Source organism: Parabacteroides sp. FAFU027 (assembly GCF_022808675.1).
GTDB lineage: Bacteria > Bacteroidota > Bacteroidia > Bacteroidales > UBA7332 > CAXXIC01.
Genome location: NZ_JAKZKV010000002.1, coordinates 511,848 through 538,124 on the forward strand (window position 1 = coordinate 511,848; position 26,277 = coordinate 538,124).

A 26,277-nucleotide genomic window follows, 5' to 3' on the forward strand; every position below is an offset into this window, starting at 1 on the left:
GTATTTAATCGCTACACCGAATGTTATCAGTAATATTATTAGCCCTCAAAAATCAAACGAATAGCGATTTCTTGGAGGTAACCGATTTTTTTTCTATCTATTCAATTTGAATGAATCCCCTTAGGCGAATATCAGCTGACGAAGCACCCGCTTCTATCTCCGGGTTTTCCTTGGGCAGAATAAACTGTCCTGATTCCGAACTCCATCGCATTAAATCTTCACCGTTTAATTCGATGGAAACTGTTTTTGTTTTACCACTTGTCATATTTACCCGTTTGAATCCTTTTAGTCGTCTGACGCCATCGCTGCCTTTGACATAAATCTGAACAACTTCGTCACCATCCCGTTTACCGGTGTTGGTAATATCGAGTGAAACAGTCAGTCTATCGTTATTGCCAACGCTTTGCTTACTTAATCTCAGATTGGAGTAGCTAAATGTGGTGTAACTCAGTCCGAATCCGAACGGATAAAGCGGCGTTTTTTGACTGTACATGTAGGTTCGGCCGTGGCGGATGTCATAATCCATCATTGCAGGCAAATCCTCAATGGATTTGGGCCAGGTATGTACCAATCGTCCGGCCGGATTAACATCACCAAACAGAACATCTGCCACACCGTTCCCCATCTCCTGACTACCATGCGTCACCTGTAGGATAGCGGGCAAATGTTCCTGAGACCAGTTTATTGCAAATGGAAAACTGCTGGTCAGTAACAGGATGGTTTTCGGATTGCTCTGAAAAACTACTTTAGCCAGATCTTCCTGCTCCAGAGTCAGAGCTGAACGATCAACGGCCTCTTTTCCGTCACTCGCTACAGGCGCCTGCTCCCATCCGGCATTTCCGGTAGGATGATTGCCAATACAGACAATTGCCACATCGCTGTTGCGGGCTGCAATCACCGCCGAATCGATCTTATTACTTTTTACAAAGGTGATTTTCACCTGATTTCCCAGGGCATTTTTCAGCCCTTGTAAGATCGAAACCTGATACGAATGCTCTCCACCGTACCAATCCTGCAACACTTTATCGGCGTAAGGCCCGATCAAAGCAATCGAACGGATTCTTTGCTTGTCCAACGGCAGAAGTTCCTGCTCGTTTTTCAGCAAGACGACCGATTCGGACGTTACTTTTCGCACCAAAGCCTTGGTATCGGCTTTTGTCCACGGAGCAATAGTATCCTTTACACCAATACTGCTGTATGGCGAATGATCATCGAGCAATCCTAAACGTATCAACACCCGGAACCGGCCACGGATTACACTATCCAGGTCATTTTCCGAGAGAAGATGTTGACGCAATGCACCTCTTACCGCCTCCTTATAATCATCAAGAAACATGTTGATGCCTGCATGAATACATCCGGCAGCAGCCTCTTGCAATGTCTTATAATAGTGATGATCAGTGACCAGCATTTTAAATGCCCCTCCATCTGTAGCGATGATGCCGTTTTGTCCCCATTCACGGATAGTTATGTTTTTCAAAACGGGATTAACTGCACAGGGAATTCCGTTGTAGGAATTGTAGGCTGCCATGAATGCCCGTGAACCTCCCCGGGTAACACCTTTATAGAAAGGGTACGAATAGTATTCCCGAAAGAGAGTTTCATCGTAATCGGACGACGTGAATGTGCGTCCGTTTTCGTTGCTGTTGGATAGAAAATGTTTCATCAGCGAGGCAGCCATCCAGTAGCGGGGATTATCACCTTGCATACCCTGCACGAAAGCAGTAACCAAGCGCGAAGTGAGAAACGGGTCTTCTCCGTAGCACTCCTCTGTACGCCCCCAGCGGGGATCACGCCCCATATCGGCATTGGGTCCCCAAACGACCAGACCGGCCCGGTAATATTTCGGACTCTGGTAGATGTAACGGGCTTCGTAGGCCTGCTGGGCAGCTACGCGTTTCACTAATGCTTCATCCCATGTCTGTGCCAATCCAATAGCCTGAGGAAACTGTGTAGTGGGAGTCTTCGGTCCATTATTAAATCCCGGTCCTCCCTGTGACAAACCGTGCAACCCTTCACTGTTCCCACTGCCCCGAATACCCAGACGGGGAATAGAAAAGCTGGTGCTTAGACAATTTATCTTTTCATCGATCGTCAGTTGCGCAATCACATTGTCAATACGCTTCTCATCATCCAGCGCCGGATTCTGAAACGGATATTGCCGCTGTGCGAAAGTCACTGCTGACACAAAGAGCCCGAGTATGCAAACAAATGCTCGTTTCATAAATTTATCATTAATCACCGGATGTTTCCGGCTACTTATCTCATTTTACGGTAAACGTTACTTTATTGCCAAAAGGATTGGCTGTAACTGTTTTACCTGAAAGGGTGACAGTTTTCAATATATTCTCCGATGGCAGGCAAACCTTAGCCATTCCATTGCCTGAACCGTATGTAACCAACTCGAGCTTAGACCAGTCCATATCGGCAGTAGATTGTGCCAACGCAATGTGCGGCAATACGGCTCCGTCTCGCACCAGCATAACTACAGGAATTTCGCCCGCTTCAATCGACTGCCAGCCACTCTCGTATTGTTTTCCGGTCTGGTAATCGACCCATTTTCCTTTAGGTAAATAGAGATTGCGACCGGTACTGTTTTTCTCAAAAAGAGGTGCTACCAGAATGTCTGAACCAAACATATACTGATCTTCTACTTGCCAGGCTCCCGGATCATCGGGAAACTCGACAAACAGAGCCCGTAACATCGGTAATCCACGCTCTGAGCAGTCTTTAGCCTGTGCATATACATAAGGCATCAGGCGGTATTTCAGGTTTACACTTTTACGGAAGGCATCGGTAAATTCCGGATTATAGAGCCACGGTTCTTTCGGAGGAGTGCCGTGCGTACGCGAATGAGAGGTCAGCATACCGAAAGGCAACCATCTGCGATAGAGCTCTTCAGGAGTTTGCAATACAAATCCACCTATATCGTGGCTCCAGAAAGAGAATCCGGACAAACCGAGCGACAAACCGCCATGCAGGGTGGAAAGCATGGCTCCGTCAGTATTCGAAGCATCACCACCCCAGTGTACAGGGTACCGCTGACTTCCGGCCCACGCGCTGCGTGCCCAGATGATGTGTTCACCCGATACTTTTTGTGTTACTTCAGCTACCGTCTTGTTATACCTGAGCGGATAGTAGTTGTGTTCGTAGAAACCTGTCTTGCCGGACGCAAAGAGTCCTTTATTGGGTGCCGCTTCGCCAAAATCGACTTTGATCGCTCCTACTCCCATCTCCAGCAATTTGGCTATTTTAGCCTGATACCACTCACGGGTAGCCGGATTGGAAAAGTCGAGAATAGCATCTTCATACGGTGTGGTGCCTTTATCGTTTTTCACACAAAGACCTTTCTCTACTATTTCTTTGAAATACTTATTCTTCGGAATGAAATAGGGCAATTGCCACAAAGAAATGTGGAATCCCTGTTTCTTCAGATCTGTAATCATCTTCTTCGGATCGGAAAAACGAGAGGGTGCAAAATCATAATCGCACTGCCAATCATTTTCAAACCAACCGGTATCAAAGTGGATCACATCTGAAGGAATTTTGTTTTCACGCAATTTAGCTGCCACATCGTAACCCTCTTTCTGCGAGAAGTAGGTAATTCGGCTCATCCACAATCCGAATGACCAGAGTGGTGGCATCGGTGACTTGCCGGTAATATTGGTGTACTCATCCAGAATCTCTTTCGGCTGTCCGAGGAACACAAACAAATCCAACTGATCATCTCCAATCATCAGATCGGTTGATTCGAGAAAAGAGGCTCCGAAATCGCAGGTAATGGGCGAAGTGGTGTGCATAAACATTCCGTAACCGCGGTTACTCATGAAGAACGGGATCGGCTTGTATTGGGTGGCATTTTCTGTACCGTTGGCATCATCCGTCCAAAGCGTAACTTTTTGGCCTCTTTTGTCCATTCGGGTAAATGATTCTCCACATCCGAAGATCTTTTCTCCAGGTTGCAGGGAAAACACGGCTGCTACACTCTGAGAATAATCTGAAGCGCGACGCACAAAAGAGAAGGGAGTATTGGGATGGTAAGTCTCTTCGTTCTCAGAATAGTGACGGGTCTTGGTCAGCAACTTACCATTAGCATCGTAGATGGAGATGCGCCACGGATATTCACTGATCTCAATCGCACCGTAGGCACTCTGATAACGGTAACCGGTTTTGGTACGGCTATATTTCCACGATTGATCCCGGGTGGGTTCTTTTACCAACATCAGAGAAGGATCCTGAGCCGGTTTCGGAGCCGAAGTTGTCTCTAAACGAATACGAAATGATCTTGGTGACACAAACTCGATCTTAAACGGGAGCTCCGGATCCACAGGATAAACATTTTCCGGAAATTCGATCGTTTTGAACGGACGCTGTACAGCCAGCGTATTATTAAAAGCTGTACGAGTGTGATACACGAAACGCTTAAATTTCAGCTTACCGCTTGCATTGGCTCCATCAAACGTTGATAGACTGTCAGCATTGAAATAGACGTTTGTAAAATCCCGGAAATCAGAACTGATATCGACGGGTTCGTTCAGCAGATAGGGCGTTTCGGCTTTGAGAGCCGATCCACCTATCAGCATAGTAGTTAGTAGTGTTAGCAGTGTTTTATTCATAATGATGTGAGTTTATTGAACGCAAAGAGGCAAATTCGCTCCATTAAACCTCCAAGGTTATAAAAACCTTGGAGGTTTGGGTATAGGTTTCGCTTTGGTTTTATTTTGTGGTAATGCTGATTTCTGCAGCCTGCAAACCCTCTGCTTCTGCTTTAAGATTGATTTTACCTCTGTTTTTACAGGATTGAACGACCACCAGACATTTACCGTAGAAGGCTTTTCGTTCGCTGGCTTTAAACGGTTCGTGACTGATTGGGGAACCGTTATCGACTCCCGCTATAATGCCATTTCCATTCAGGGTGAATTTCACCTGATTCTCTGCATACGGAACCAGATTACCCTTTGCATCGAGGATATTCACCGTAACAAAAGAGAGATCTTTGCCATCGGCCTTAATTGCATTACGATCAGCGATGAGTTCGATTCTATCCGGTTTACCCGCCGTTCTTATCTCTTTAGTCAGAACAATCTGCCCTGCTTTACGCGAAACAGCCTTCAGGGTGCCCGATTCAAACGGCACACGCCACATTACGTGCAGGTCCTCCCCTTGTTTACGCTTGGTGCCCAGTGATTTTCCATTCAGGAAGAGTTCAACTTCATCGGCTTTATTGTAGTATGCCATGATATCCACGGTTTGTCCCGGCTGCCAGTTCCAATGAGGGAAAATATGCAAAACCGGTTTTTCAGTCCATTCACTCTGATACATGTAATAGACATCTTTCGGAAAACCAGCCAGGTCAATGATTCCAAAGTAAGAGCTACGCGCCGGCCAACCGTAAGGAGTAGGTTCACCGATGTAATCAAAGCCTGTCCAGACAAAGAAACCGGAAATATAATCCAACTTCTTCACGAGCTTCCAGCTGGTTTCGTGAGTAGAACCCCACGGTGCACACCAGTTGTCATATGATGAGCAGGAATGGTGTTCGGTATCGAACGGTAAATCCCATCTTACAGGCCAGTTACGCACACTATCGGAATTCATTTCGTACCAGCCACGGGTAGCCAGAGCCGATGTCGATTCGGTCACGATAAACTTCTTGCCCGGATGAGTTTTCTGAAAGTCGGGCCACCTCTTATGCTCATAGTTATAGCCGATCATATCGAAAGCGCCTGACTTAATCAGGTTACTGGATGGATCGGGATTATTGTTTGCCGTCACGATGGGACGAGTGGAGTCCAGATTTTTCACAATGCCTACCAGTTCGCGCGAAATATCAACTCCACTTGTATCGCCTTTTGCCTCGCCAAACTGTTCCAGTATTTCATTTCCCACACTCCAGACTATGACAGACGGGTGATTGCGGTCACGCATGACCTGATCGGTCAGGTCCCGGACATGCCACTGCTTAAAATATTGGCTGTAATCGTAAGGGGTTTTCTTTTTCAACCACATATCAAAGGCTTCATCCATTACCAGAAACCCCATACGGTCACAGAGATCCAGCAACTCCGGTGCCGGTGGATTATGCGATGTGCGAATGGCGTTACACCCCATCTCTTTCAGGATCTCCAGCTGACGTTGCAAGGCCCGTGTATTGAGGGCTGCACCCAGGCAACCGAGATCGTGGTGATTGCAAACTCCTTTAATCTTCACTAATTTTCCATTCAGGAAAAAGCCTTTGTTCAAATCAAACTCAATTGTACGGATACCAAAAGAGGTTTCATAGCGATCAATCGACTTCCCTTTAGAGACTATTTCCGTCACCATTTTGTACAATCCCGGTGATTCAATCGACCAAAGCGAGGGTGAAGCAACAATAAGGCTTTGTGTTATTCCGGTTTCATCGTTGGCTTTCATGGTAAAGGGAGTTTCCGAAACAGCAACTTTTCTACCGGATGGATTTACGACACTATTTCTCAAGATCAGATCCACATTGTCGTTGGTTGTATTTGTAAGTGTAGTAGTGACTTTTATATCCGCTTTATTTCCCTTGATTTCGGTTTCGATATGAGTTCCCCATTGCTTCACCTGAACACGATTGGCTATTGTAAGCCAAACATTGCGGTAAATACCCGATCCGGAGTACCAACGTGAATTAGGCTGGTCAGAATTATCCACCCGAACGGCAATCACATTTTTCTTTTTGCCAAAATTGAGATAAGGAGTCAGCTCATAGCGGAATGAAATGTAGCCGTTGGGACGTTTACCCAGATAATTGCCGTTTATCCACACTTCACTGTTGCGATAAACTCCGTCAAAATCGATAAAAACCGATTTCCCTTTAGCCGATACCGGCATTACAAAGCTCTTGCGATACCAACCGATACCACCGGGTAAAGCACCACCACCGGGAGTGGCAGGATTCTTTTCATCAAACTTTCCCTCGATGCTCCAATCATGTGGCAAATCAAGTGTTCGCCAACCGGTGTCATTATAATCATTTCGGGAAGCCTCTTTGGATTCACCAAGACAAAATTTCCAGTTTGAATCAAAATTGAGAATTTCCCTGGGCTGCGACGATGCACACGAAAGCAACGTGGTCACCAGGGATAATGCCAGTAAACAAATCTTTCTCATTGTATATTGTTTGGATTGATTTTTCCTTTGGTTAAGAGTAAAAAGAAGTTGTTTCACAACAACTTCTTTCCTGATTGATCTTGTTAACCTTAAATGTATGTACCCAAAAGGTTTTTGAGACCTTTCACCACTTTTTCACCATCAAATTCTATATGTTCAAAAGGAATTTATCGCTTAGTAAGGTTTAGCAGGAAAACATCGTTTTCCCGCATATTTATTTCTTTAGAGAATGGAGTTCCGGCCTTGATATGAATTATTTCAGTCTCAACCGCATCTCCGTTATTTTTCTTCTTTATCTCTTCTACCTGCTGTCTGGAGAGCTGCTTTGGCCGCCCCATATCGAGATAGGTGGTATAGGCATCATTAGAGCGATATCCCACTTTGAAAATCTCCAGCGTATAGGTTCCTTCCGGAAGGTTGGTCATATTTACCTTCACCTTACCCTTCTCTTTAGCCGGTAAATCACGTATGTAGTAAACCTGATTATTAGTAGAGTCAGGAAGGGTATAAGTGAAATCCCAAAACAACAGTTGAATACCCCCATTGTCATTTTTGCTTGCCCACGAACGTGTATCGGTGTTTTTCAGCTCCGATTTTCCAAGTTTATTCATAAACTGGTAAGCATAAAAAGCCGGTTTTGCAATACCTTGAGTATTGAGCAATCCAAATCCCCCATGGAAAGGAGTAAATCGTGGCCCCGGCTCTTCAAAAATATCGGTGAAAACCCAGTACGACATTGAATTGGCTGCATTGCCAACCTGTTTTACTTTCTCTAAAATATAAGCCGCTTCATGATAGCTATCGTGTAAAGGATCAGCTGGAGTATAAGACGAGCTCCACTCGGTGTAATGCAATTCCAGATTCGGCTTTGTCGAAGAGGCAATCTCTTTGCGCGATTGAAGCACATCGCCACTCACACTCATAGGGTCTTTGCTCAACACTGTGCCACTATTGCCATATTCATCAAGAAATCCCTGGCTCACTCCATACGAATGAGTGCTGATAAAGTCGATTGGCACATTGTTTTTAGTACAATATGCTATCATTTCACTCTCCCATGCAGCACCTGCCGTTCCGGGTCCGCCCACTTTATACTCCGGATTTACGCTTTTGATAGCCTGAGCCGAATACTTGTATAGTTTAAAATACTCCTCTTGTGTCCCAGTCCAGAATCCTGGCGAAAGGTTAGGTTCGTTCCACACTTCAAAATACCAGGTCTTTACCTCCTCTGCGCCGTAACGTTCTGTAAAATGTTGTGTTAAAGCCCGTATCAGTTCTTCCCATTTTTTGTAATCTTTTGGAGGAGTAACATTTCCTTTCCACCAGAAAATCGTTTGATTACCGCTCGCCAGTGCTGAAGGCATAAATCCTAACTCCACAAATGGTTTGATGCCGATGCTCAGCAGGTAATCGTATAAAACATCGACATACTGGAAATTATATTCCGGATTCCCCTTGCTGTCCTCCTTGTAAACTGCCATATCATCGGTCAACAGGCCGTGCATACGGATGTATTTAAAATCACACGCTTTCTTTACATAGGCCAGTTGCTGCTGCCAGTCGGCCCGAAGCCCTTCGTTTGCTCTGCCGGCTCCGACACATTGCTTAAACATAGTATTCATAGGCCCTTTTTCGGCACTATAATCAACATTAATCACCCTATCTGGAACTCCCCTTTTTTTATTCTTTTTACTTTGAGCAAAAGCCGGAGTCATTGCCAACAGGGCTACTGCAACTAAAAAATAACGGTGTAAATTCATGTTTTCTGAGTATATATTAATTGAATTAGTGGTTAAATGCGTGTTTATATAATGGGCCTGGGAAAAAAGCTAAGCGGCTGACTATTTCAATAAAAGATCATACCTATGATTAAAATGAGTAAGAGGCTGATTGAAACTACCGAAGCAGGACAATCAGCCTCATAAAGAATTCAAAACTAATATCTATAATTAATGAGAATCGTAATAATCTTTAGAGATATAATTATATACCAGCCAATTATTAGGATCTTTCTTTGCAATAAGCTGCATATGGTCGGCATCAAGGGTTTTGATGGTCATTCTTGCAAACCAGTTTGCGACTTGCCCACCCTGAGCTTTATCATGCAGAACCTGAGCTCCGTAAGTTATCAACTCTTTTGACCCAGGGAATAACATAAACTTACCGGTTCCAGACAAGTCTGGGAACATTTTATTATCAGCTGTAAAGTTCGCATTCCCTTTCAAATCAAAAGTCATAGTTCCATAATCGCCGGCAGAGACCCCAGCCCATGGAATATCCTTGAAGGCAGGATCCCATTCCCAGCCTGTTCCACCAAAGTAGAAAGGACCAGCAAAGCCTTTACTTACTGCATTTGCATCAATGTCCAACACCCATGTTTTAGATTTGTTAATCCCGCCGGTGAGATCAGTCCACATTTGTCCGCTTACATAAGCCTCGTCAATGGTTGTAACTTCGAAAGTATAAGGCTCTGCTGTAACAATTCCACCCGGGGATTCCACACTGTAAAAAATAGTGTCTTTTCCTGGAAATGGAATAACAATTGTGTCATTCATTCTTAGAGATGTTCCTACAGGAGTTACCCAATATGGCTGTGCATTAGGAGTTAGACTTTTCAGGATAAACTTATTTGGATTTGTAGCATCTTTTGTTACGGTAAACTTTAAATCACTTTTGTTCGCAAGTGCTCCAAGGTCATAAGTGTCGGGAGTACAAGCTGAGAACAGAAGTATCACTCCCAATAAAGAATACAATATTCTAAATATATTTTTCATACAATTTATTTTTAATGATTAACAATTATCACCAACCTTCATTTTGTTTCAGAGTTCCACTCGAAAGAGTAATCTGTTCGTCCGGAATTTGTTGCAGACCTTTTGTAGCTATAATTTGAGCTTTAAATTGTTCTGCTGTAGGTGGTGTACCTCCGTTGTGGAATATTGAAACCGTTGTATTGTTTGCAATCGTTGTAGCAGCAGTTTCTAGTCCTTGACGTAACAAATCCCAATAGCGAATACCTTCTCCTATAAATTCATGTCTACGTTCATCCAGAATAGCCGCTTTTGAAACAGCAACAGATGTTAATCCCGCACGCGTGCGAACCGCATCAAGATAATCTTGTTTTTTTGGACTTCCCAATTCAGCAGCCATTAACAATACATCGGAATAACGGATGACAAAATAATCCTGAGATGGACCCGTCTGAAAATTAGTGAGAAGAGAATTGCCATTTTTATCACATAAAGAACTGTATTTCTTCAAATAATAACCGGTATATTCCTTTTGGTCTTTTTGATTAGTGAAAGCCAAACTTTCTTCGGCTATTGCAATTATTGAAGCAAATTGACGGGAATCTCCTGATGTAAATGAATTATACAATTTCGGATCAACTGTGCAAGCACCCCAACCATACTGATAAGGGTAAACAGATTGTGTGCGAATACCCTCCATTACCAACCAGTGGTTACCGGTACCATTACTCCAGTTATCAGTGGAAGAATATTTGATTGAAAATACAATTTCAGGATTGGCTTCACCGACATAAGTAACATTTTTTGCAGCTGAAGCAGCAGGCCATAAAGTGTTGAAATCGGGAACTAATGAATGACCGCTGTGAGCAATCACATCTTCTACAGCAGCTAATGCAGTTGCAGCAGTTTCTCCACCAATGGTTGTTTGTTGATTTCCACTACCATAATATCCATCATAGAACAAATAAACACGTGCCAGCAACGATTCGGCTGCCCATTTGGTTACCCTGCCACTTGCAACACTATTGTATGGAGCCGCTTTTAAAATATCTGCAGCATAACGCAAGTCGCTCATAATTTGAGCATAAACATCGGCCGGTACAGCCTGAGGAACGTTTTCAACTGTTGGAGTAATTACCAAAGGAATGTTTCCCCAAAGACGAACCATATCAAAATATAAGTACGCACGTATAAATTTAGCTTCCGCCTTTATTTGATTAACAAAAGTTATCGAACTGTCGCCTTTTGCACCATCGACTTGGTTAATCAACACATTGCAACGATAAATCGCCTGATAGTAAGCTTTCCACGAATCATTAAACATAGAGATGTCTGAAGGCGAAACAGTTTTGTTAAATTCGTCTATCATTTGATAACCAGGACCATCTGTAGCGCCGGTAGCGCCAAAACAGTTATCGGAGAATACTTCTGAACCAACCGGAAATGCAACTCCAGAATTGTAAACCAGGTCTAATCCGTTATAGCAGCCTGTTAGCGCAGTAAGCGCATCGTCTGGAGTCTTATAATACGTTGTAATGTCTTTCTTGGGATCTGTGATCTGTGTAGTCAGAAAATCACTACACGAATTGAGCGAAATCATTGCTCCAAGAGCAAGAGTTATCAATTTATATGTTTTCATATTTAACTTGATTAGAATTTAATGTTAACACCTACTAAGAATATTCTAGGACGTGGATATGATCCATTGTCAATACCTTGTCCAAAGGAATATACACCGGTGGCATCCCCTTCTGAATGTCCAACTTCTGGATCCAACCCGCTGTATTTAGTGAATGTAAACAGATTTTGAGCTGCCACATACAATCTGAATTGGCTAAGATTTTTCAATTTAAGGTTTTTTGCAACATCATAACCAAGTGTTACATTCGAAATTCTCAAATAACTGCCATCGTGAACGTATAGATCCGAAAAATCGCTCCAGTTCTTATTGTCAGTCGTTAATCGAGGCGTTGTATTTGAGGTACCTTCACCGTGCCAGCGACTAAGAATATCTGTTGTCCAGTTGCCAAAACGGCTACCACCGTCTCTGTAAGCTTGTGCAATTTTATTTCCGGCAACTCCATTGGCTGTAACGGATAAGTCAAAGCCCTTATAATTACAAGCAACAGTGAAACCAAAAATATGATGTGGATTCGGGTCGCCGATATTTACTTTATCATCGGCTGTAATTTTACCATCACCATTGGTATCGACATATTTCAAATCACCAGGACTAGCACTTGGTTGCAATACTTTACCATTGCTCTTGTAAGATTGTACTTCGGCTTCATTTTGGAATATCCCGGCTGTTTTATAACCCCAGAAATAACCAATGGGTTGACCTTCTTCAGCGCGAAAAACCTCCGGAGCATTAACATACAAACTGTTGCCTCCACCATGTATAATACCTTCTGCATTAGGTATATTATTCACTTTATTTACATTATACGCATAAGATCCGGTGATTGAGTAAGCAAAATCGGCTCCAAGCTTATCATTGTATGACAACTGAAGTTCAACACCCTTATTGGTAACATCTCCACCGTTGATAAATGGATTAACAGGGACACCAACCGTTGCAGGAAGTGGTCTAGCTATCAGCCAGTCTTTGGTTGTTTTGTTATAAACATCCAAGCTTACATTTAATTTACTGTTCAAGAATCTGGCATCCGCACCTATGTTGGTTTGGTATGATGTTTCCCATTTGGTTTTTTCAACCCCGATTGTTCTAGGATAAGCTCCTGGTGTCAAGGTGGTGTTATCATTTCCAAAATTGTACTGTGCATTTTCCAATTGCATCAATGATAAATAGTTGAATTCGGTGATTGCATCGTTACCATTTGACCCCCAACTTGCGCGCAATTTCAAGAAATCCATCGCATCTTTGGTTGATTCCATAAACGATTCGTTGCTAATTACCCATCCTGCCGACAATGAAGGAAAATAACCCCATTGATGTCCTTTGGCAAAATGGGTTGAACCATCAGCACGAAGAACTGCAGAAGCCATGTATGTTTCTTTGTAATTATAGTTGACACGACCAAAGAAAGAAGCTTGTGCATATAAAGCATTAGCGTTACCGCCGGCAGAAATACCGTGCGTAAGCAACTGTCTATTATTAGCAAGTCTTGTTTGATATTGAAGGTCTGTTTCAGTAGCACCTTGTGGATCTTCAACTATAGAACCACTCTGAGAATAGCCAGTGATTTGCGAAGTACTTAAATATCCATGATTAAAATCACCGAAAAGTGTAGTCCCTGTATTTGATCCGTTCATCCACGAACCCTGAGATTTTCTGATAGAAGAACCAGCTAATACATCGAATTTATGCTCATTGATTTTAAATAGGTAGTTTATGGTATTGTCCCAATTATAGGTATAGTTTTGTGAACTTCCTTGGAATATCTTTTCATATTTATTAAAGGCATAAATCGACAAATAATCGTAGACGGGAGTATAACTATGGTTAGCAGATGAATTATAGTTTAAACCAAAAGTACTTTTAATCTTCAAATTTTTAACAGGCTCTAATTCGGCATATACATCCCCAACCAACGTTTGTGATTTTGTATTGTTCTGATTGTTATATTGCATAAGAGCGTATGGATTTGCTTCTGAGTTAAGCCATGGACCTCCATTGTAAACTGTAGATTTCCGACTATCCAGATATTTACCATCCGGACCATACATCGCCAGTAGAGGAGTAGTTGTCAAAGCACTCCTGAATGAAGTGTTATAAATACCACCATCGCTGATGCCGCTCTTATTATTGAATGAGAAAGTCATGTGCTCACCCACCTTCAATGCACCATCATACATTTTATGTTCGGCATTAGAGCGGAAATTGTAGCGTTCGTAGTTCGACAGTTTTGTTCCACCGATGATACCGCCTTGTTGGGTATATGATAAACCTAAAGAGTATTTTGAACTTGCATCGCCACCATTAGCAGCTAAATTATAGTTTTGTGTAGGAACATCTTTTGAAAGCACTTGATCCAACCAATTGGTTCCGTTTCCTAATGCTGCAATCTGAGATTGATTAAAGTAAGGAGACAGACCAGAATTTATTGCCTGTTCGTTTTGCATGGTTGCATATTCCCGTGCATTCAACAATGGAAGTTTCCGTGCAATATTTTGAATGCCATAGTATGCATCGAACGAAACCTGACCTCCTTTCTTAGCTACAGAATCACCACCTTTTGTTGTGATAAGAACAACACCATTAGCTCCGTTTATACCATAAATAGCGCAAGATGCAGCATCTTTCAAAACATCTACAGCAGCAATATCAGAGTTATTCAAATAGGTGATATCACCTGTTATGACACCATCAACAACATAGAGCGGACCTGAATTACCGACTGTACCAACTCCGCGGATGTTAACCTTAATACCACCACCTGGCTGGCCTGATGTAGTTGTGATATTAACACCAGCCATTTGTCCTTGCATTGCTTGCAAAGCATTAGTTGTATTCAGCTTCTGAAGATCTTCACCCTTCACCTGAACAGTAGCTCCAGTCACCAATTTCTTTTTTTGAACACCGTAACCAACTACCACAACTTCATCTATTGTTTTAGCTGATTCTTTCAGAGATATTTTCAGAGAAGATTGATTTCCGACCGAAACAGACTGGGAAATGAAGCCAACATAAGAGACCTGCAGAACGGCATTATCTCCTGCTGTAACATTAAACTTACCATCCAAATCGGTAATAGTACCTTCTTTTGTACCTTTGACCAGCACTGTTGCACCAATCAATGGTTGACCGTCTGTCGCTGAGACTACAACGCCTTTGATTTTCCTACTGTTTTGCGCATTTGCAGCCATAGCCTGTATGCAACTTGCCAGTAGAAAAGCCATCAGGAACGCTACATTTACGAACTCTTTGATCTTTCTTTTCATGTTCTAAGATTTAATTGATTTGTAATTGGGTTAACATATAAAGCGAGTAAAAACATTTAGCTATAAAACAAACTTACCCAGCTATTTTGTTCTGCTCTTTGTTGCAAGCAGCAATAAAGGAGACGGAATGAAAATCATATCGCAAATGTATCTAAATCGACACCTTCCATTAGTGTTGTTTTGTATCAAACAACACCCTTCTATGTTGCATTATATTTCAGTCAAGACAAAATACATCATACTTTATACATCTCTCTAAATCCCTTCTAATAACGAACTAAAGAGAATATAAACATTATGTCCCTACTGATGATGCCGTATAAATTCTATTTACACTCTTGCGAAAGCCTTCTGGGTGATTTAGGAGTGAGTACACTTAAAGCTTCACCTCTATTTTTTCCCCAGAATAGGTTACTGTTTTGGTTATATTTTCCTGTGCATCAATTCCGGTAGCTATGTCCGGTGCAACGAATACCACATTAAATGTGCGTTGCTTCAGCATTCCGTCAAATTCGCCTTTGCGTTGGCCAATTTCGAGCGTACGAGATTTATCGTTATAGCTGAATGGAATCAGTGCATATTTCCCTTTTTCGTAATCATAGTTCTCACCCTGATCTTCGTAAAGCTCGAATGAACCGTTAGCTCCTGCGTAAACATACAAAGTAATCACATCCGCCGGCTTTTGCGAGGTGTATTCAATCTCCGGGCCAAAAGGAACGATCGAACCCGCTTTGACATAGATAGGCATCCGTTCAAACGGGGCATTTGCGATGATGGATTGTCCGCCTGCCTGGTATTTTCCTGAATAGAGATCATACCATCCTGTATTGGCCGGCAGGTAAAGCTGACGTTCGCGGGCTTTGTACTGATAGACAGGATTGACGAGCAATGATGGACCAAACATAAACTGGTCACCGATATTCAACGCCTTCGTATCGTTACCGAAATCCATCGCCAGACCACGCATGATGGTGTAATCGTTGAAATAAACCTTTCCGGCAAGGCTATAGATATAAGGCATCAGTTTGTAACGCAACTTATCATAGTAAAGCATGGACTGATAAGCCGGATTGGATTCAGATGACATGTTGAACATCTCCCTGCGGGGCGTCTGTCCATGTACACGGAATAACGGAGCAAATGTTCCGAACTGGAACCAACGGGTATTCAGCTCGCGCCATTCATTCATATCTTCGCTACCCTCCTGGGCTTTTTCAAAACGTTTCTGTACGGAGAAACCGCCAATATCCATCGTCCAGTAAGGATTTCCTGAAAGGGCGAAGTTGATTCCCGCGCTAATCTGCGCTTTCATATCTTCCCAACAAGTACCGATATCACCACTCCAGGTAGCCGCTGCATAACCCTGAGAACCGGCAAATCCGGAACGGGTCAACAGAAACACCCGTTGGTTAGGACTGACCGAGCGTTGACCTTCGTAAATTGCCTTTGCATTCATCAATGCATAGGTGTTGAAATATTTGGTAGAAGGTCCCAAAGCAGTCGGGTTCATCAGTTGCTTGCGGTATTCCATGCTGGCATTCGACAAGATGTCGGGTTCGGAAGCATCCATCCACCAGGCGTCAATTCCTTTGGAGAACAGGTGTTCGTTCATCTGGTTCCAGAAGAGTTTGCGCGCGCCGGGAGCATAAGCGTCATAGAAAGAACCAATATAGCCCTCACCTATCCAGTCACGAACACTATCCTGCACGGCACGGCGATACATCCAGCCTTTCGCGTCAAACTCTTTATAATGTTCTGTATTGCAGTAGAACTTCGGCCAAACTGATATCATCACCTTGGCATTCATTGCATGGATATCATCCAGCATCTTCTTCGGATCGGTAAAACGGGCGGGGTCAAAATCGTGGCTACCCCATTGGTCAACGCTCCAGTAAGACCAGTCCTGTACAATGTTATCCAACGGAATGTGACGTTTGCGGAATTCGGCCACGGTATTTACTAGTTCGTCCTGCGTTTTGTAACGCTCGAAGCTTTGCCAGAAGCCCATCGCCCATTTCGGCATCACCTGCGCTTTACCGGTCAGGCGACGCATCCCACCAATTACCTCATCTGCATTATTTCCTTTGATAAAGTAGTAGTCGATCTGGTCAGCCATTTCCGAAGCAAGCGACAATTTTTGTTGCTCTGTATCAGAAACGGGGCTCAGAGCTTTCAGGCTGATATAAGATACTCCGCCATCGGGCTGCCATTCTAATTTCACAGGATAGCGCTTACCTTTTTCCAGGCGAAGATTAAATTTGGCAGAATTGGGATTCCAGGCTGTACGCCATTTGTCCATCATCAACTGATTGTTGATCCAGACCCTGGTGTAACCGGCATAATAGGTGATAAAGCGGAAAAGTCCCGTTTCAGACGGCTCGATTTGACCTTCCCACACGATCTTGGCGTTGTTGAAAGGGAATTTCGCGGGGAAATTCTTTACCGTTTCGAGGTTTTCATAGTCGATAGTAGCTTCGCGGCGTTTCACGAAGATTTTAGAAGGATCGGAGTTCACCAGATAAGTTGCGGTTAGCGCACCCTCTTTTCCCTCCTGGTCATATAGTTTAAACTGGTTGAGTTGTGCATAGTCACGGACATCGCCGAATTTGGTCACCGAGTAGTTGTCCCACAGGATTCCGTAGTTCTTATTGGATACCACGAAAGGAATCGAAACCTTCGTATTGTATTGGTAAAGAATTTCGTTTTTACCTTTATAATTGATCTCATCAGCCTGATGCTGTCCCAATCCGTAGAAGGCTTCATCGGCAGGCGACTCAAACACCTGGCGGACGGAATAACCTTTGGTACCTTCCACTTCGATGCTCTTGAAGGACTTGCCGCCTCCTTTATTTTCCTGAAGAATCACCTTACCGTTTTTATCGAAGAATTTCACCTCGCCGGTCAGGCTGTTTACCTGCGCTTTTAAGGTACGGGTAGATAAAGTAATCAGGTTGCCGTTTTCAGCGATTTGAAATGTAGCAGGTTTGATAACCGCTTCGTCACGGATAATCAGGCTCTTTTCGGTAGGAAATTGATTGCCTGGTACCGCACTCACGTGTACAATATTATCATTCACCACTTCCAGGCGCACGCTCTTTGCAGCAGCTTTCGATTTCGGATTAAGGGTTACAATTATTCCTTTCTGAGTAGAAATATAGTTCTTCGCTTCAGACGCATTCAGGACGGCCATAAAGGCGACCACGCAGATCATCAGTTTTTTCATCGGTATGGGATTAAGTTTACATAGGCAAATGTACAGCCTCATCTCTCCGAAGGGGTTATTTAAATGTTTCTGATAGCGGTTCGATTTGATAAATCAGCCGTCAAAATGTTTCCGAAATGGGGTGATTTTGATAACATAAGAAGGTTGAAACAGCAGTTTTCAGGGGTTACATTTGGGATAAACAGCTTATTTCAGCGGATTTGCGGGGTTAACATAAGGGTCTTCTACTGCTACGAAGTAGCTAAATCTCAATAACCGTGGGTGAAGCCCACGGTAGATAAGTTTCGCATTCTGTTCTTCCCTGAAAGGGGTAAATCTATCGGCTTGTTCACCCACTGCGTGGATGCTTATTTTGGTAGAGTAATGTCCGTGGGTTCCACTCACTGGCGTTCGCTCCACCCACGGTTATTCAGATTGCACCCCGTTCGGGGCGATGGGTTATATTGCAGTCAAAGACTGTTCTGATTTCCAGCACAAGTCTCCGCTGTGCTCAAGACTGGCGCTAGACACAGTCGAAATATTGGATTATCTGTCAGTCGCCTGGTATGGAGCATTACCCCACTTTAGTCAGATCCAGTTATTCCTAATCATCCTCAAATAGTAAAATGGCGGATAAAACCCTATAAAGAAAAACAAAAGAAGAAAATGCTCAATATCCTTATCATATTTTGCCCAGATTTTTAGCGAATAAAACCATAAGACTAAAATAGGCAATCCAAGAATCAGATGAATGTACAAAAAAGCATCTCCCAGAAAGAATCTACAAAATCCATTTGATTTTAAAAATGCTGCCATTATAACAACCAAATACAAGATATAAATCAAACAATTTATCAAAGCGCAAACACCCAAAATGCTTCGGATTATTTTATTTCTTCCCTCTTTTAGTTTTTCCATTCGTATTGTTGTTGTTTTTGTTTTGCTTTTACCATCGGGGCGGTATTATATTCCGACCTCGTTTACCCTAGCCTATCAATAACCTCAATAAGCACAAAGCAACCGCAGTAAGCCGTTTGGTAAAATGCTCCACCTTACTCACTAACCAATCAAGGCCTCCGACCTATCCATCAGTGTAATAAACAAAGTCTGTTTTCCAGAACCACCCTCAAAAATAGCAATTCCTTTCCAAAAACAGCAGAAGCCAGACTAAATACCAAGGCAATACAAAGAAACCATCATCCGTCATTAACGGCAAGCCCCGTAATCAAACTTCATGAGAAGCAAATCGCAAGGCTTCCCTATAACATCACAAAACAAATATTAGCCATTCAATCGGATAACAAGCCAATCTCTACATAGCTACTTGGCGCAACCCGAAGCCGCATCGTTGTGGCTACACATCACATCATTAGCCTGACAAAGAGGCTTGTTACTCCTACAAACCACTTTATTATGCCTACAAACCCCTTTATCCGAACTACAAGCCGGCTTGAAGCGACAACATAGTGCTTTGGAGTATCTACACAGTACTTTGTAGCTACAACAGTCATGACTGTTGAAACTTCGAGCCACCTTGTAGCTACTACAAGCTTGCTTGTAGTTCGAAAAGTCATGACTGTTGGAGTAATAAGCTTGCTTGTAGCTCGAATAGTCATGACTGTTCGAGCTTCGAGGTACTACGTAGTTTCAATAGTCATGACTGTTGGAGCTACAAAGCGCTTTGAAGATTGAATAGTCATGACTGTTCGGATAAAAAAGTACTATGTTGGAGCAATAGTCATGACCGTTCGGATAAGATTGTGACTCAATATGACAACATAGCTAAACGTTCCGAAAGTAATCCACTATGAAGATTCAGTGATATGCAGTGTAGTGGCTGCTCTTCGATCAGATATGGTAACGTGGTTTATTATTTTACTAAGAATGAGACTTGTTCCGACTGCGATTAGTAAGGATGTCCGGATATATCAATTTGTTCAGACTACACACAACAAGGTTGAAGCGGATTGCCCTACCGGATGCCCGCTTCCAATTCTTCTTTCAATGCAAAATACCGATCAAACAGGAACAAAAAAAGGGATCGCCCGAATCAGATATTCAGACGATCCCCCGGAAAGAGACAATGACAGTCTTATTTTACTTTCATATCAAAGATAGATCCATGCACCTTCTTTGAGCTATATTCTTTTTTGTGGTTTTGGGTACCATCGGAATAGTCACCCTTTTGTTGTTTTACATTCTCGCCTTTTCCTAATCCCGGAATAAAGACTTCGGTACGACGATTTTCGCGGTGTTCTTCAGGAGTACAATCCACTCCGTCGGCACAACGGTTTAGCAACTGAGATTCGCCGTAACCGATTGCCTTAATCCGTTTTTCGTCAAGACCTTTTGATACCAGGTATTTCTTGACTGATTCGGCACGAAGCTGTGACAGTTTATGGTTATATTCAGCAGACCCGCGGCTATCGGTATGTGAGCCCAGTTCCACTTTGATCTCTGGATTCGTATTCATTAAAACAACCAGTTTGTCCAGCTCGACAGCTGATTCGGGTAGAATGTCCCATTTATCAAAGTCATAATTGATATTGTGTAAAACGAACTTTCGGTCAAGTTCGAGCCAAAGCGTATCAGTCAGGACGGCTTTCTCTTCCTCATTCCGAAGATCCAGATTTTTACCTGAAGCACTATATCCGAATGCCTCGGCCTTTACAGCGCAGGACTCTGTTTCCGGAACACCTCTACTGACTAAACCATTATCAGCCGTAGTCTGATGCGTGTTGTCGCAGAAAGTAACTGCTGCATTCTGAATAGGATGTCCATTCTGTTTATTCAAAACATACAACCGGAGAGACTCGGCTTTAAACTTCTCATTGAACGGTTTCAGCACTGCAAAGGAATATATATCGTCATCACCTTTACCCTCCTGACGATTTGAGGAAAAATAACCACTCTTTAGCTGTGGATCAATAATCAATGCAAAGTCGTCATCTTTACCATTAACCGGCACACCCAGGTTCTTCACTTTTGACCATCTCCCTTTTTCGAAACGGGTTGTAAATATATCCAGGCCACCTAATCCGGCATGACCATTGGAAGAGAAAAACAAGGTTTGATCTGACTCATGGTAGAATGGAAACATCTCATCCCCTTCTGTATTTATCCCTTTACCCAGGTTTTCGGGCTCACCCCATTCTCCGGAAGGTAAACGTTGAATCCGGTACAAGTCAACACCACCGAATCCACCGGGCATATCACTGGCAAAATAGAGTGTTTTGCCGTCTTCGGTCAATGAGGGATGACCAATCGAATATTCCGGACTGTTCAGTTTGAAAGAGATGGGGGCACTCCACTTTTCCCCGCCAAATGTAGAGAAATAGAGCTGGAGGTTTACACTTCCGTCTTTACTTCTGTTGTTGTAATTATCGCGGGTGAAGGCCATAAAACGACCTTTATTACTGAATGAAGCGGGGCCCTCGTGCCACTTCTTGTTGAGCTTTTTGCCGAAGCTTTTCAGCTGAACAAACTGTCCCGAATCGAACTTAGCAACAAACAAATTGAGGTAGGGATTATCATCCCAGTTGTAGAGTCTTTTGGTCAACCGGTTGTTGCTTCTACTGGATGCAAAAACAATGTTTCCATTGAAATAGGCTGGTCCAAAATCAACCTGAGGTCCATTAAAACTGAGGTTACGAACGGTAAAACAGCCCTGATTGGTCAGCATTTTTTCAAAATCCTTTTTGCTTACCTTATAGCTGATTGATCGTTGATCACCAGGATAACTCCGGACAAATTCATCCATCTGTTTATTCGCCTCAGTGTATTTGCCATTTTGCCTCAAAGCCAGAATGTAATTGAAGAGATCTTCTTTTGTTACCCCGGGGGATTGCACAATTTTAGCATACATCTCTTCCGCCTTCAGATAGTTATGCACTTTGCGATAACAATCGGCTAACCGGCGTTGTCCTTCCGTACCCAGACTCTCTATCTGCGTATATTTGTCAATTGCCTTTTGAAATGAAAAGGTATTATAATATGCATCCGCTTTGATTTCTTTGGGCAATTTCTCACCATAAGCCTGCAGAAATACAAGTAGAAGCAGTGTAGTCGTAATTAATTTCGTCTTCATTGGATCTGTATTTTAGGAGAATGAACTTAGAAATACCGGGGTGAACGAATCTTGAATTTTCCGGGGAAAACAAAATCATACCGCAACATAATCTCGTGACTTCCATAATTGTATCGGGTAGTACTATTGACAAATGACCAGTCAAATGAGTATCCCACATGCAGTTGATCCGTCAAATCGAGACCGGCCAAAATACCGGCGGCATCACCGGTCCGGCACATCGCTCCCAAAAGCAGCTTTTCCTGATAAACTACTGATGCTGTGACATCGGCCTGAACAGGAGCCCCATTGGTTACTTTTACAAAGGTGGTCGGTTTCAGATCAAAATTCTCCGAGAGTTTGTACATGCCACCGGCAATGAAGAAATAGTGGCGTTGTTCCTTCGAGATGGTGTAATCTGTAATACCCTGGCTGAAGTTAAAGCTCGACTCGATCAAACGCGGAATAGAAAATCCGGCATAAAAGCGATCCCGGGAATAGTACACACCAAATCCGAAGTTGGGTGACATTTCCCCATTTGCTTTTCCCTGAAATGAGGGGTCTAATTGTTTGTCAAGCTTTAGATTAGCCAGGTCAGTGTACATAGAATTCAATCCCGCTTTCAATCCTAAAGCCAGTTTACTATCCTCTGTCAATTGGAACCGGAACGCATAATCTACATTGATAGAAGTATTATTGGTTGGTCCGATTTTATCATTGATAACAGAGAGTCCCAGGTTTACCTTATCTTCATATACCGGAGCATGAAGGGTTATTGTCTGAGTAACCGGTGCTCCCTTAAAGCCAACCCATTGCGAACGATGCAACATCGTCGCTGTCAATGCATCGCGGCTGCCTGCATAAGCAGGGTTAACCTCTAGTGTATTATACATGTAATGGGTGAACATCGCATCCTGTTGTGAAAATACCGGAAAGATCAAAACGCTCCACAAAAGGACAAATATTATTTGTTTCATAAATATCATAATCTTATTATTTATGACCGGAGAGAAGGCAATTCCCTCCGGTCAGATTTATAATTAGCGATTCAAATAGATGTATCCTTTTTTCACCGGCGATCCGTTTCCAAGATCGAGGATATAGAAGTATGTTCCTACTGGAAGATCCCGACCGCCTACTGCTATCCCAAAATGATTTTCACCATTCCAGGTGTTATCATAGCTTTTCGCTTCAAAGACCTTGTTCCCCCAACGGTTGAAGATCGTCAGTCTGTTGTTCGGATATTTTTCAATTCCAGAGATGACAAAGAGATCATTAAAACCATCAGAGTTGGGAGAAAATCCTTCAGGAATGGAAACATCGACCGGTGCTACCGTGATCGTTACCGTTGCTGTGGAAACATCACCATTAGCGTCCGTGATGGTATAGGTAAATTCAACATCTCCCACAAACTTATCTTTCGGGGTATAGGTAAATGTACCATCAGTGTTAATCACAACCGTACCGAATTGAGGTTCTTCTTTTATCGCCCAAACATTGCCGCCATCAGTACTCGGTGTATCATTGGTCGACAAATTGCCTGTAATTGCAGTTTCTTCAACGGCTGTAAAACGGTCTTCCTCTGCAACCGGCAAATCATTGACGCTGTTCACTGTAATCGAAACCGTTGCCGTTGACTTGTCGCCATTCGCATCGGTAAGCGTGTAAGTGAAGCTGTCAGGGCCATTGTAGTTTGCATCTGGAGTGTAAGTGTAAGTTCCGTTGACATTCACAACCACGGTTCCATGAGCAGGGTTTGTCGCTTTCGCCCAAACATTACCACCGTCACCACTTAAGGTATCATTCACAGAGAGATTTCCATTCAATGCGGTATCTTCATCGGTACTTGCATTATCCGTTATGGCAACCGGCAAATCGTTAACCGGAGTCACTGTTACCGTTACCACCACCGTATGGGTGCCGCCTTTACCATCACTTACTGTTACACTGAAACTGTCCGGTCCATTGTAATTAGCGCTCGGTGTGTAGGTATAAGTACCATCTGCGTTCACAACTACTGTTCCATGGGTTGGGTCGGTCGCTTTACTGAAAGTCAGCGCATCGCCTTCTATGTCTGTCGCGGTTACCGTTCCGTTTTTCGGAGTATCTTCCGGTGTGGTGATTGGGGTTGCAGTTGCTACCGGAGCATCGTTCACCGGAGTAACGGTTACCGTTACTACTACTGTATGGGTACCGCCATTGCCATCACTTACCGTTACACTGAAACTATCCGGGCCATTGTAATTGGCATTCGGGGTGTAGGTATAAGTGCCATCTGCGTTCACTACTACAGTTCCATGGGTCGGGTCGGTCGCTTTACTGAAGGTCAGTGCATCACCGTCAATATCTGTCGCTGTAACCGTTCCATTTTTCGGAGTGTCTTCCGGTGTAGTGATCGGGGTTGCAGTCGCTACCGGAGCATCGTTCACCGGAGTCACGGTGACATCGATCACTACCGTGTGAGTACCACCATTACCATCACTTACCGTTACACTGAAACTATCCGGTCCATTGTAATTGGCATTCGGGGTGTAGGTATAAGTGCCATCTGTGTTTACAACTACAGTTCCATGAGTTGGGTCGGTCGCTTTACTGAAAGTCAGCGCATCGCCGTCGATATCTGTCGCGGTAACTGCTCCGTTTTTCGGGGTATCCTCTGGTGTCGTGATCGGGGTTGCGGTTGCTATAGGAGCATCGTTAACCGGAGTCACCGTTACATTGACCACCACTGTATGAGTACCACCGTTGCCATCATTTACCATGACACTGAAACTATCCGGGCCGTTGTAATTGGCATTCGGGGTGTAGGTATAAGTGCCGTCGGCATTTACAACTACGGTTCCATGAGTTGGGTCGGTCGCTTTACTGAAAGTCAGTGCATCGCCGTCAACGTCTGTCGCGGTAACCGTTCCATTTTTCGGAGTGTCTTCCGGTGTAGTGATCGGGGTTGCAGAGGCGATCGGTGCATCGTTGATCGGAGTCACTGTGACATCGACTACTACTGTATTGGTTCCACCATTTCCATCACTTACCGTGACACTGAAACTATCCGGGCCGTTGTAATTGGCATTCGGGGTGTAGGTATAAGTGCCATCTGTGTTCACAACTACCGTACCATGAGTCGGGTCGGTCGCTTTACTGAAAGTCAGTGCATCGCCGTCAACGTCTGTTGCAGTAACCGTTCCATTAATTGGAGTATCTTCCGGTGTGGTGATTGGGGTTGCGGTTGCGATTGGTGGATCGTTGACCGGAGTCACTGTGACATCGACTACTACTGTATTGGTTCCACCATTTCCATCACTTACTGTTACACTGAAACTATCCGGTCCATTGTAGTTGGCATTCGGGGTGTAGGTATAAGTACCATCGGAATTAACCACCACGGTTCCATGAGTTGGGTCGGTCGCTTTACTGAAAGTCAGTGCATCACCGTCAATATCTGTCGCTGTGACCGTTCCATTTTTCGGAGTGTCTTCCGGTGTCGTGATCGGGGTTGCGGTTGCAACCGGTGCATCGTTGACCGGAGTCACTGTTACATTCACAACTACCGTATTGGTTCCGCCATTACCATCACTTACCGTTACACTGAAACTGTCTGGACCATTGTAATTGGCATTCGGGGTGTAGGTATAGGTTCCATCTGTATTCACTACTATGGTTCCATGAGTTGGGTCGGTCGCTTTACTGAATGTAAGTACATCACCGTCAATATCTGTCGCTGTTACCGTTCCATTAACAGAAGTATCTTCCAATGTTATTACCGGTGTTGCTGTTGCAACCGGTGCATCGTTGACCGGAGTAACAGTTACATTCACAACTACCGTATTGGTTCCACCATTACCATCACTTACCGTTACACTGAAACTGTCAGGGCCATTGTAATTGGCATTCGGGATGTAGGTATAGGTTCCATCTGCATTCACTACTACGGTTCCATGAGTCGGGTCGGTCGCTTTACTGAAAGTCAGTGCATCGCCGTCAACGTCTGTCGCGGTAACCGTTCCATTTTTCGGAGTGTCTTCCGGTGTAGTGATCGGGGTTGCAGAGGCGATCGGTGCATCGTTGATCGGAGTCACTGTGACATCGACTACTACTGTATTGGTTCCACCATTTCCATCACTTACCGTGACACTGAAACTATCCGGGCCGTTGTAATTGGCATTCGGGGTGTAGGTATAAGTGCCATCTGTGTTCACAACTACCGTACCATGAGTCGGGTC

12 protein-coding genes are annotated in these 26,277 nt (G+C 43.7%); all 12 read right to left on the reverse strand.

What is annotated here, in order from left to right:
- Positions 1-97: 97 nt before the first annotated feature.
- Positions 98-2,224, reverse strand: coding sequence for a glycoside hydrolase family 3 C-terminal domain-containing protein (locus MLE17_RS05205; RefSeq protein WP_243347696.1), 2,127 nt, complete (start codon positions 2,222-2,224; stop codon positions 98-100).
- A 40-nt stretch (positions 2,225-2,264) separates the two neighbouring features.
- Positions 2,265-4,616: an alpha-xylosidase gene (locus MLE17_RS05210; RefSeq protein ID WP_243347697.1), complete on the reverse strand. Its 2,352-nt coding sequence runs from the start codon at positions 4,614-4,616 to the stop codon at positions 2,265-2,267.
- Between the two features lie 100 nt (positions 4,617-4,716).
- Positions 4,717-7,134, reverse strand: a complete 2,418-nt coding sequence (gene galB, locus MLE17_RS05215) for a beta-galactosidase GalB (protein WP_243347698.1) — start codon at positions 7,132-7,134, stop codon at positions 4,717-4,719.
- Between the two features lie 167 nt (positions 7,135-7,301).
- Positions 7,302-8,894: a GH39 family glycosyl hydrolase gene (locus MLE17_RS05220; RefSeq protein ID WP_243347699.1), complete on the reverse strand. Its 1,593-nt coding sequence runs from the start codon at positions 8,892-8,894 to the stop codon at positions 7,302-7,304.
- 189 nt (positions 8,895-9,083) lie between these two features.
- Positions 9,084-9,908 carry a hypothetical protein gene (locus tag MLE17_RS05225; protein WP_243347700.1) on the reverse strand — a complete coding sequence of 275 codons (825 nt, stop codon included), beginning with the start codon at positions 9,906-9,908 and terminating at the stop codon, positions 9,084-9,086.
- 28 nt (positions 9,909-9,936) lie between these two features.
- The gene (locus MLE17_RS05230) at positions 9,937-11,523 is read right to left on the reverse strand and encodes a RagB/SusD family nutrient uptake outer membrane protein (protein WP_243347701.1); all 1,587 of its coding nucleotides are present in this window, start codon (positions 11,521-11,523) and stop codon (positions 9,937-9,939) included.
- Positions 11,524-11,534: 11 nt separating this feature from the next.
- Positions 11,535-14,789, reverse strand: coding sequence for a SusC/RagA family TonB-linked outer membrane protein (locus tag MLE17_RS05235; RefSeq protein ID WP_243347702.1), 3,255 nt, complete (start codon positions 14,787-14,789; stop codon positions 11,535-11,537).
- Positions 14,790-15,165: 376 nt separating this feature from the next.
- Positions 15,166-18,012 carry a TIM-barrel domain-containing protein gene (locus tag MLE17_RS05240; protein ID WP_243347703.1) on the reverse strand — a complete coding sequence of 949 codons (2,847 nt, stop codon included), beginning with the start codon at positions 18,010-18,012 and terminating at the stop codon, positions 15,166-15,168.
- A gap of 567 nt (positions 18,013-18,579) precedes the next feature.
- Positions 18,580-18,909: a hypothetical protein gene (locus MLE17_RS05245; RefSeq protein WP_243347704.1), complete on the reverse strand. Its 330-nt coding sequence runs from the start codon at positions 18,907-18,909 to the stop codon at positions 18,580-18,582.
- 1,174 nt (positions 18,910-20,083) lie between these two features.
- The gene (locus MLE17_RS05250) at positions 20,084-22,078 is read right to left on the reverse strand and encodes an OmpA family protein (RefSeq protein WP_243347705.1); all 1,995 of its coding nucleotides are present in this window, start codon (positions 22,076-22,078) and stop codon (positions 20,084-20,086) included.
- A 26-nt stretch (positions 22,079-22,104) separates the two neighbouring features.
- Positions 22,105-23,034, reverse strand: coding sequence for a type IX secretion system membrane protein PorP/SprF (locus tag MLE17_RS05255; RefSeq protein WP_243347706.1), 930 nt, complete (start codon positions 23,032-23,034; stop codon positions 22,105-22,107).
- 63 nt (positions 23,035-23,097) lie between these two features.
- On the reverse strand, positions 23,098-26,277 hold a 3,180-nt coding region (locus MLE17_RS05260), incomplete at its 5' end, for an Ig-like domain-containing protein (protein ID WP_243347707.1).

Bases quoted from the DNA above. Each gene is read 5' to 3' on its own strand.
- MLE17_RS05205 (WP_243347696.1), bottom strand. From the start codon at position 2,224: ATGAAACGAGCATTTGTTTGCATACTCGGGCTCTTTGTGTCAGCAGTG.
- MLE17_RS05210 (WP_243347697.1), bottom strand. From the start codon at position 4,616: ATGAATAAAACACTGCTAACACTACTAACTACTATGCTGATAGGTGGA.
- galB (WP_243347698.1), bottom strand. From the start codon at position 7,134: ATGAGAAAGATTTGTTTACTGGCATTATCCCTGGTGACCACGTTGCTT.
- MLE17_RS05220 (WP_243347699.1), bottom strand. From the start codon at position 8,894: ATGAATTTACACCGTTATTTTTTAGTTGCAGTAGCCCTGTTGGCAATG.
- MLE17_RS05225 (WP_243347700.1), bottom strand. From the start codon at position 9,908: ATGAAAAATATATTTAGAATATTGTATTCTTTATTGGGAGTGATACTT.
- MLE17_RS05230 (WP_243347701.1), bottom strand. From the start codon at position 11,523: ATGAAAACATATAAATTGATAACTCTTGCTCTTGGAGCAATGATTTCG.
- MLE17_RS05235 (WP_243347702.1), bottom strand. From the start codon at position 14,789: ATGAAAAGAAAGATCAAAGAGTTCGTAAATGTAGCGTTCCTGATGGCT.
- MLE17_RS05240 (WP_243347703.1), bottom strand. From the start codon at position 18,012: ATGAAAAAACTGATGATCTGCGTGGTCGCCTTTATGGCCGTCCTGAAT.
- MLE17_RS05245 (WP_243347704.1), bottom strand. From the start codon at position 18,909: ATGGAAAAACTAAAAGAGGGAAGAAATAAAATAATCCGAAGCATTTTG.
- MLE17_RS05250 (WP_243347705.1), bottom strand. From the start codon at position 22,078: ATGAAGACGAAATTAATTACGACTACACTGCTTCTACTTGTATTTCTG.
- MLE17_RS05255 (WP_243347706.1), bottom strand. From the start codon at position 23,034: ATGAAACAAATAATATTTGTCCTTTTGTGGAGCGTTTTGATCTTTCCG.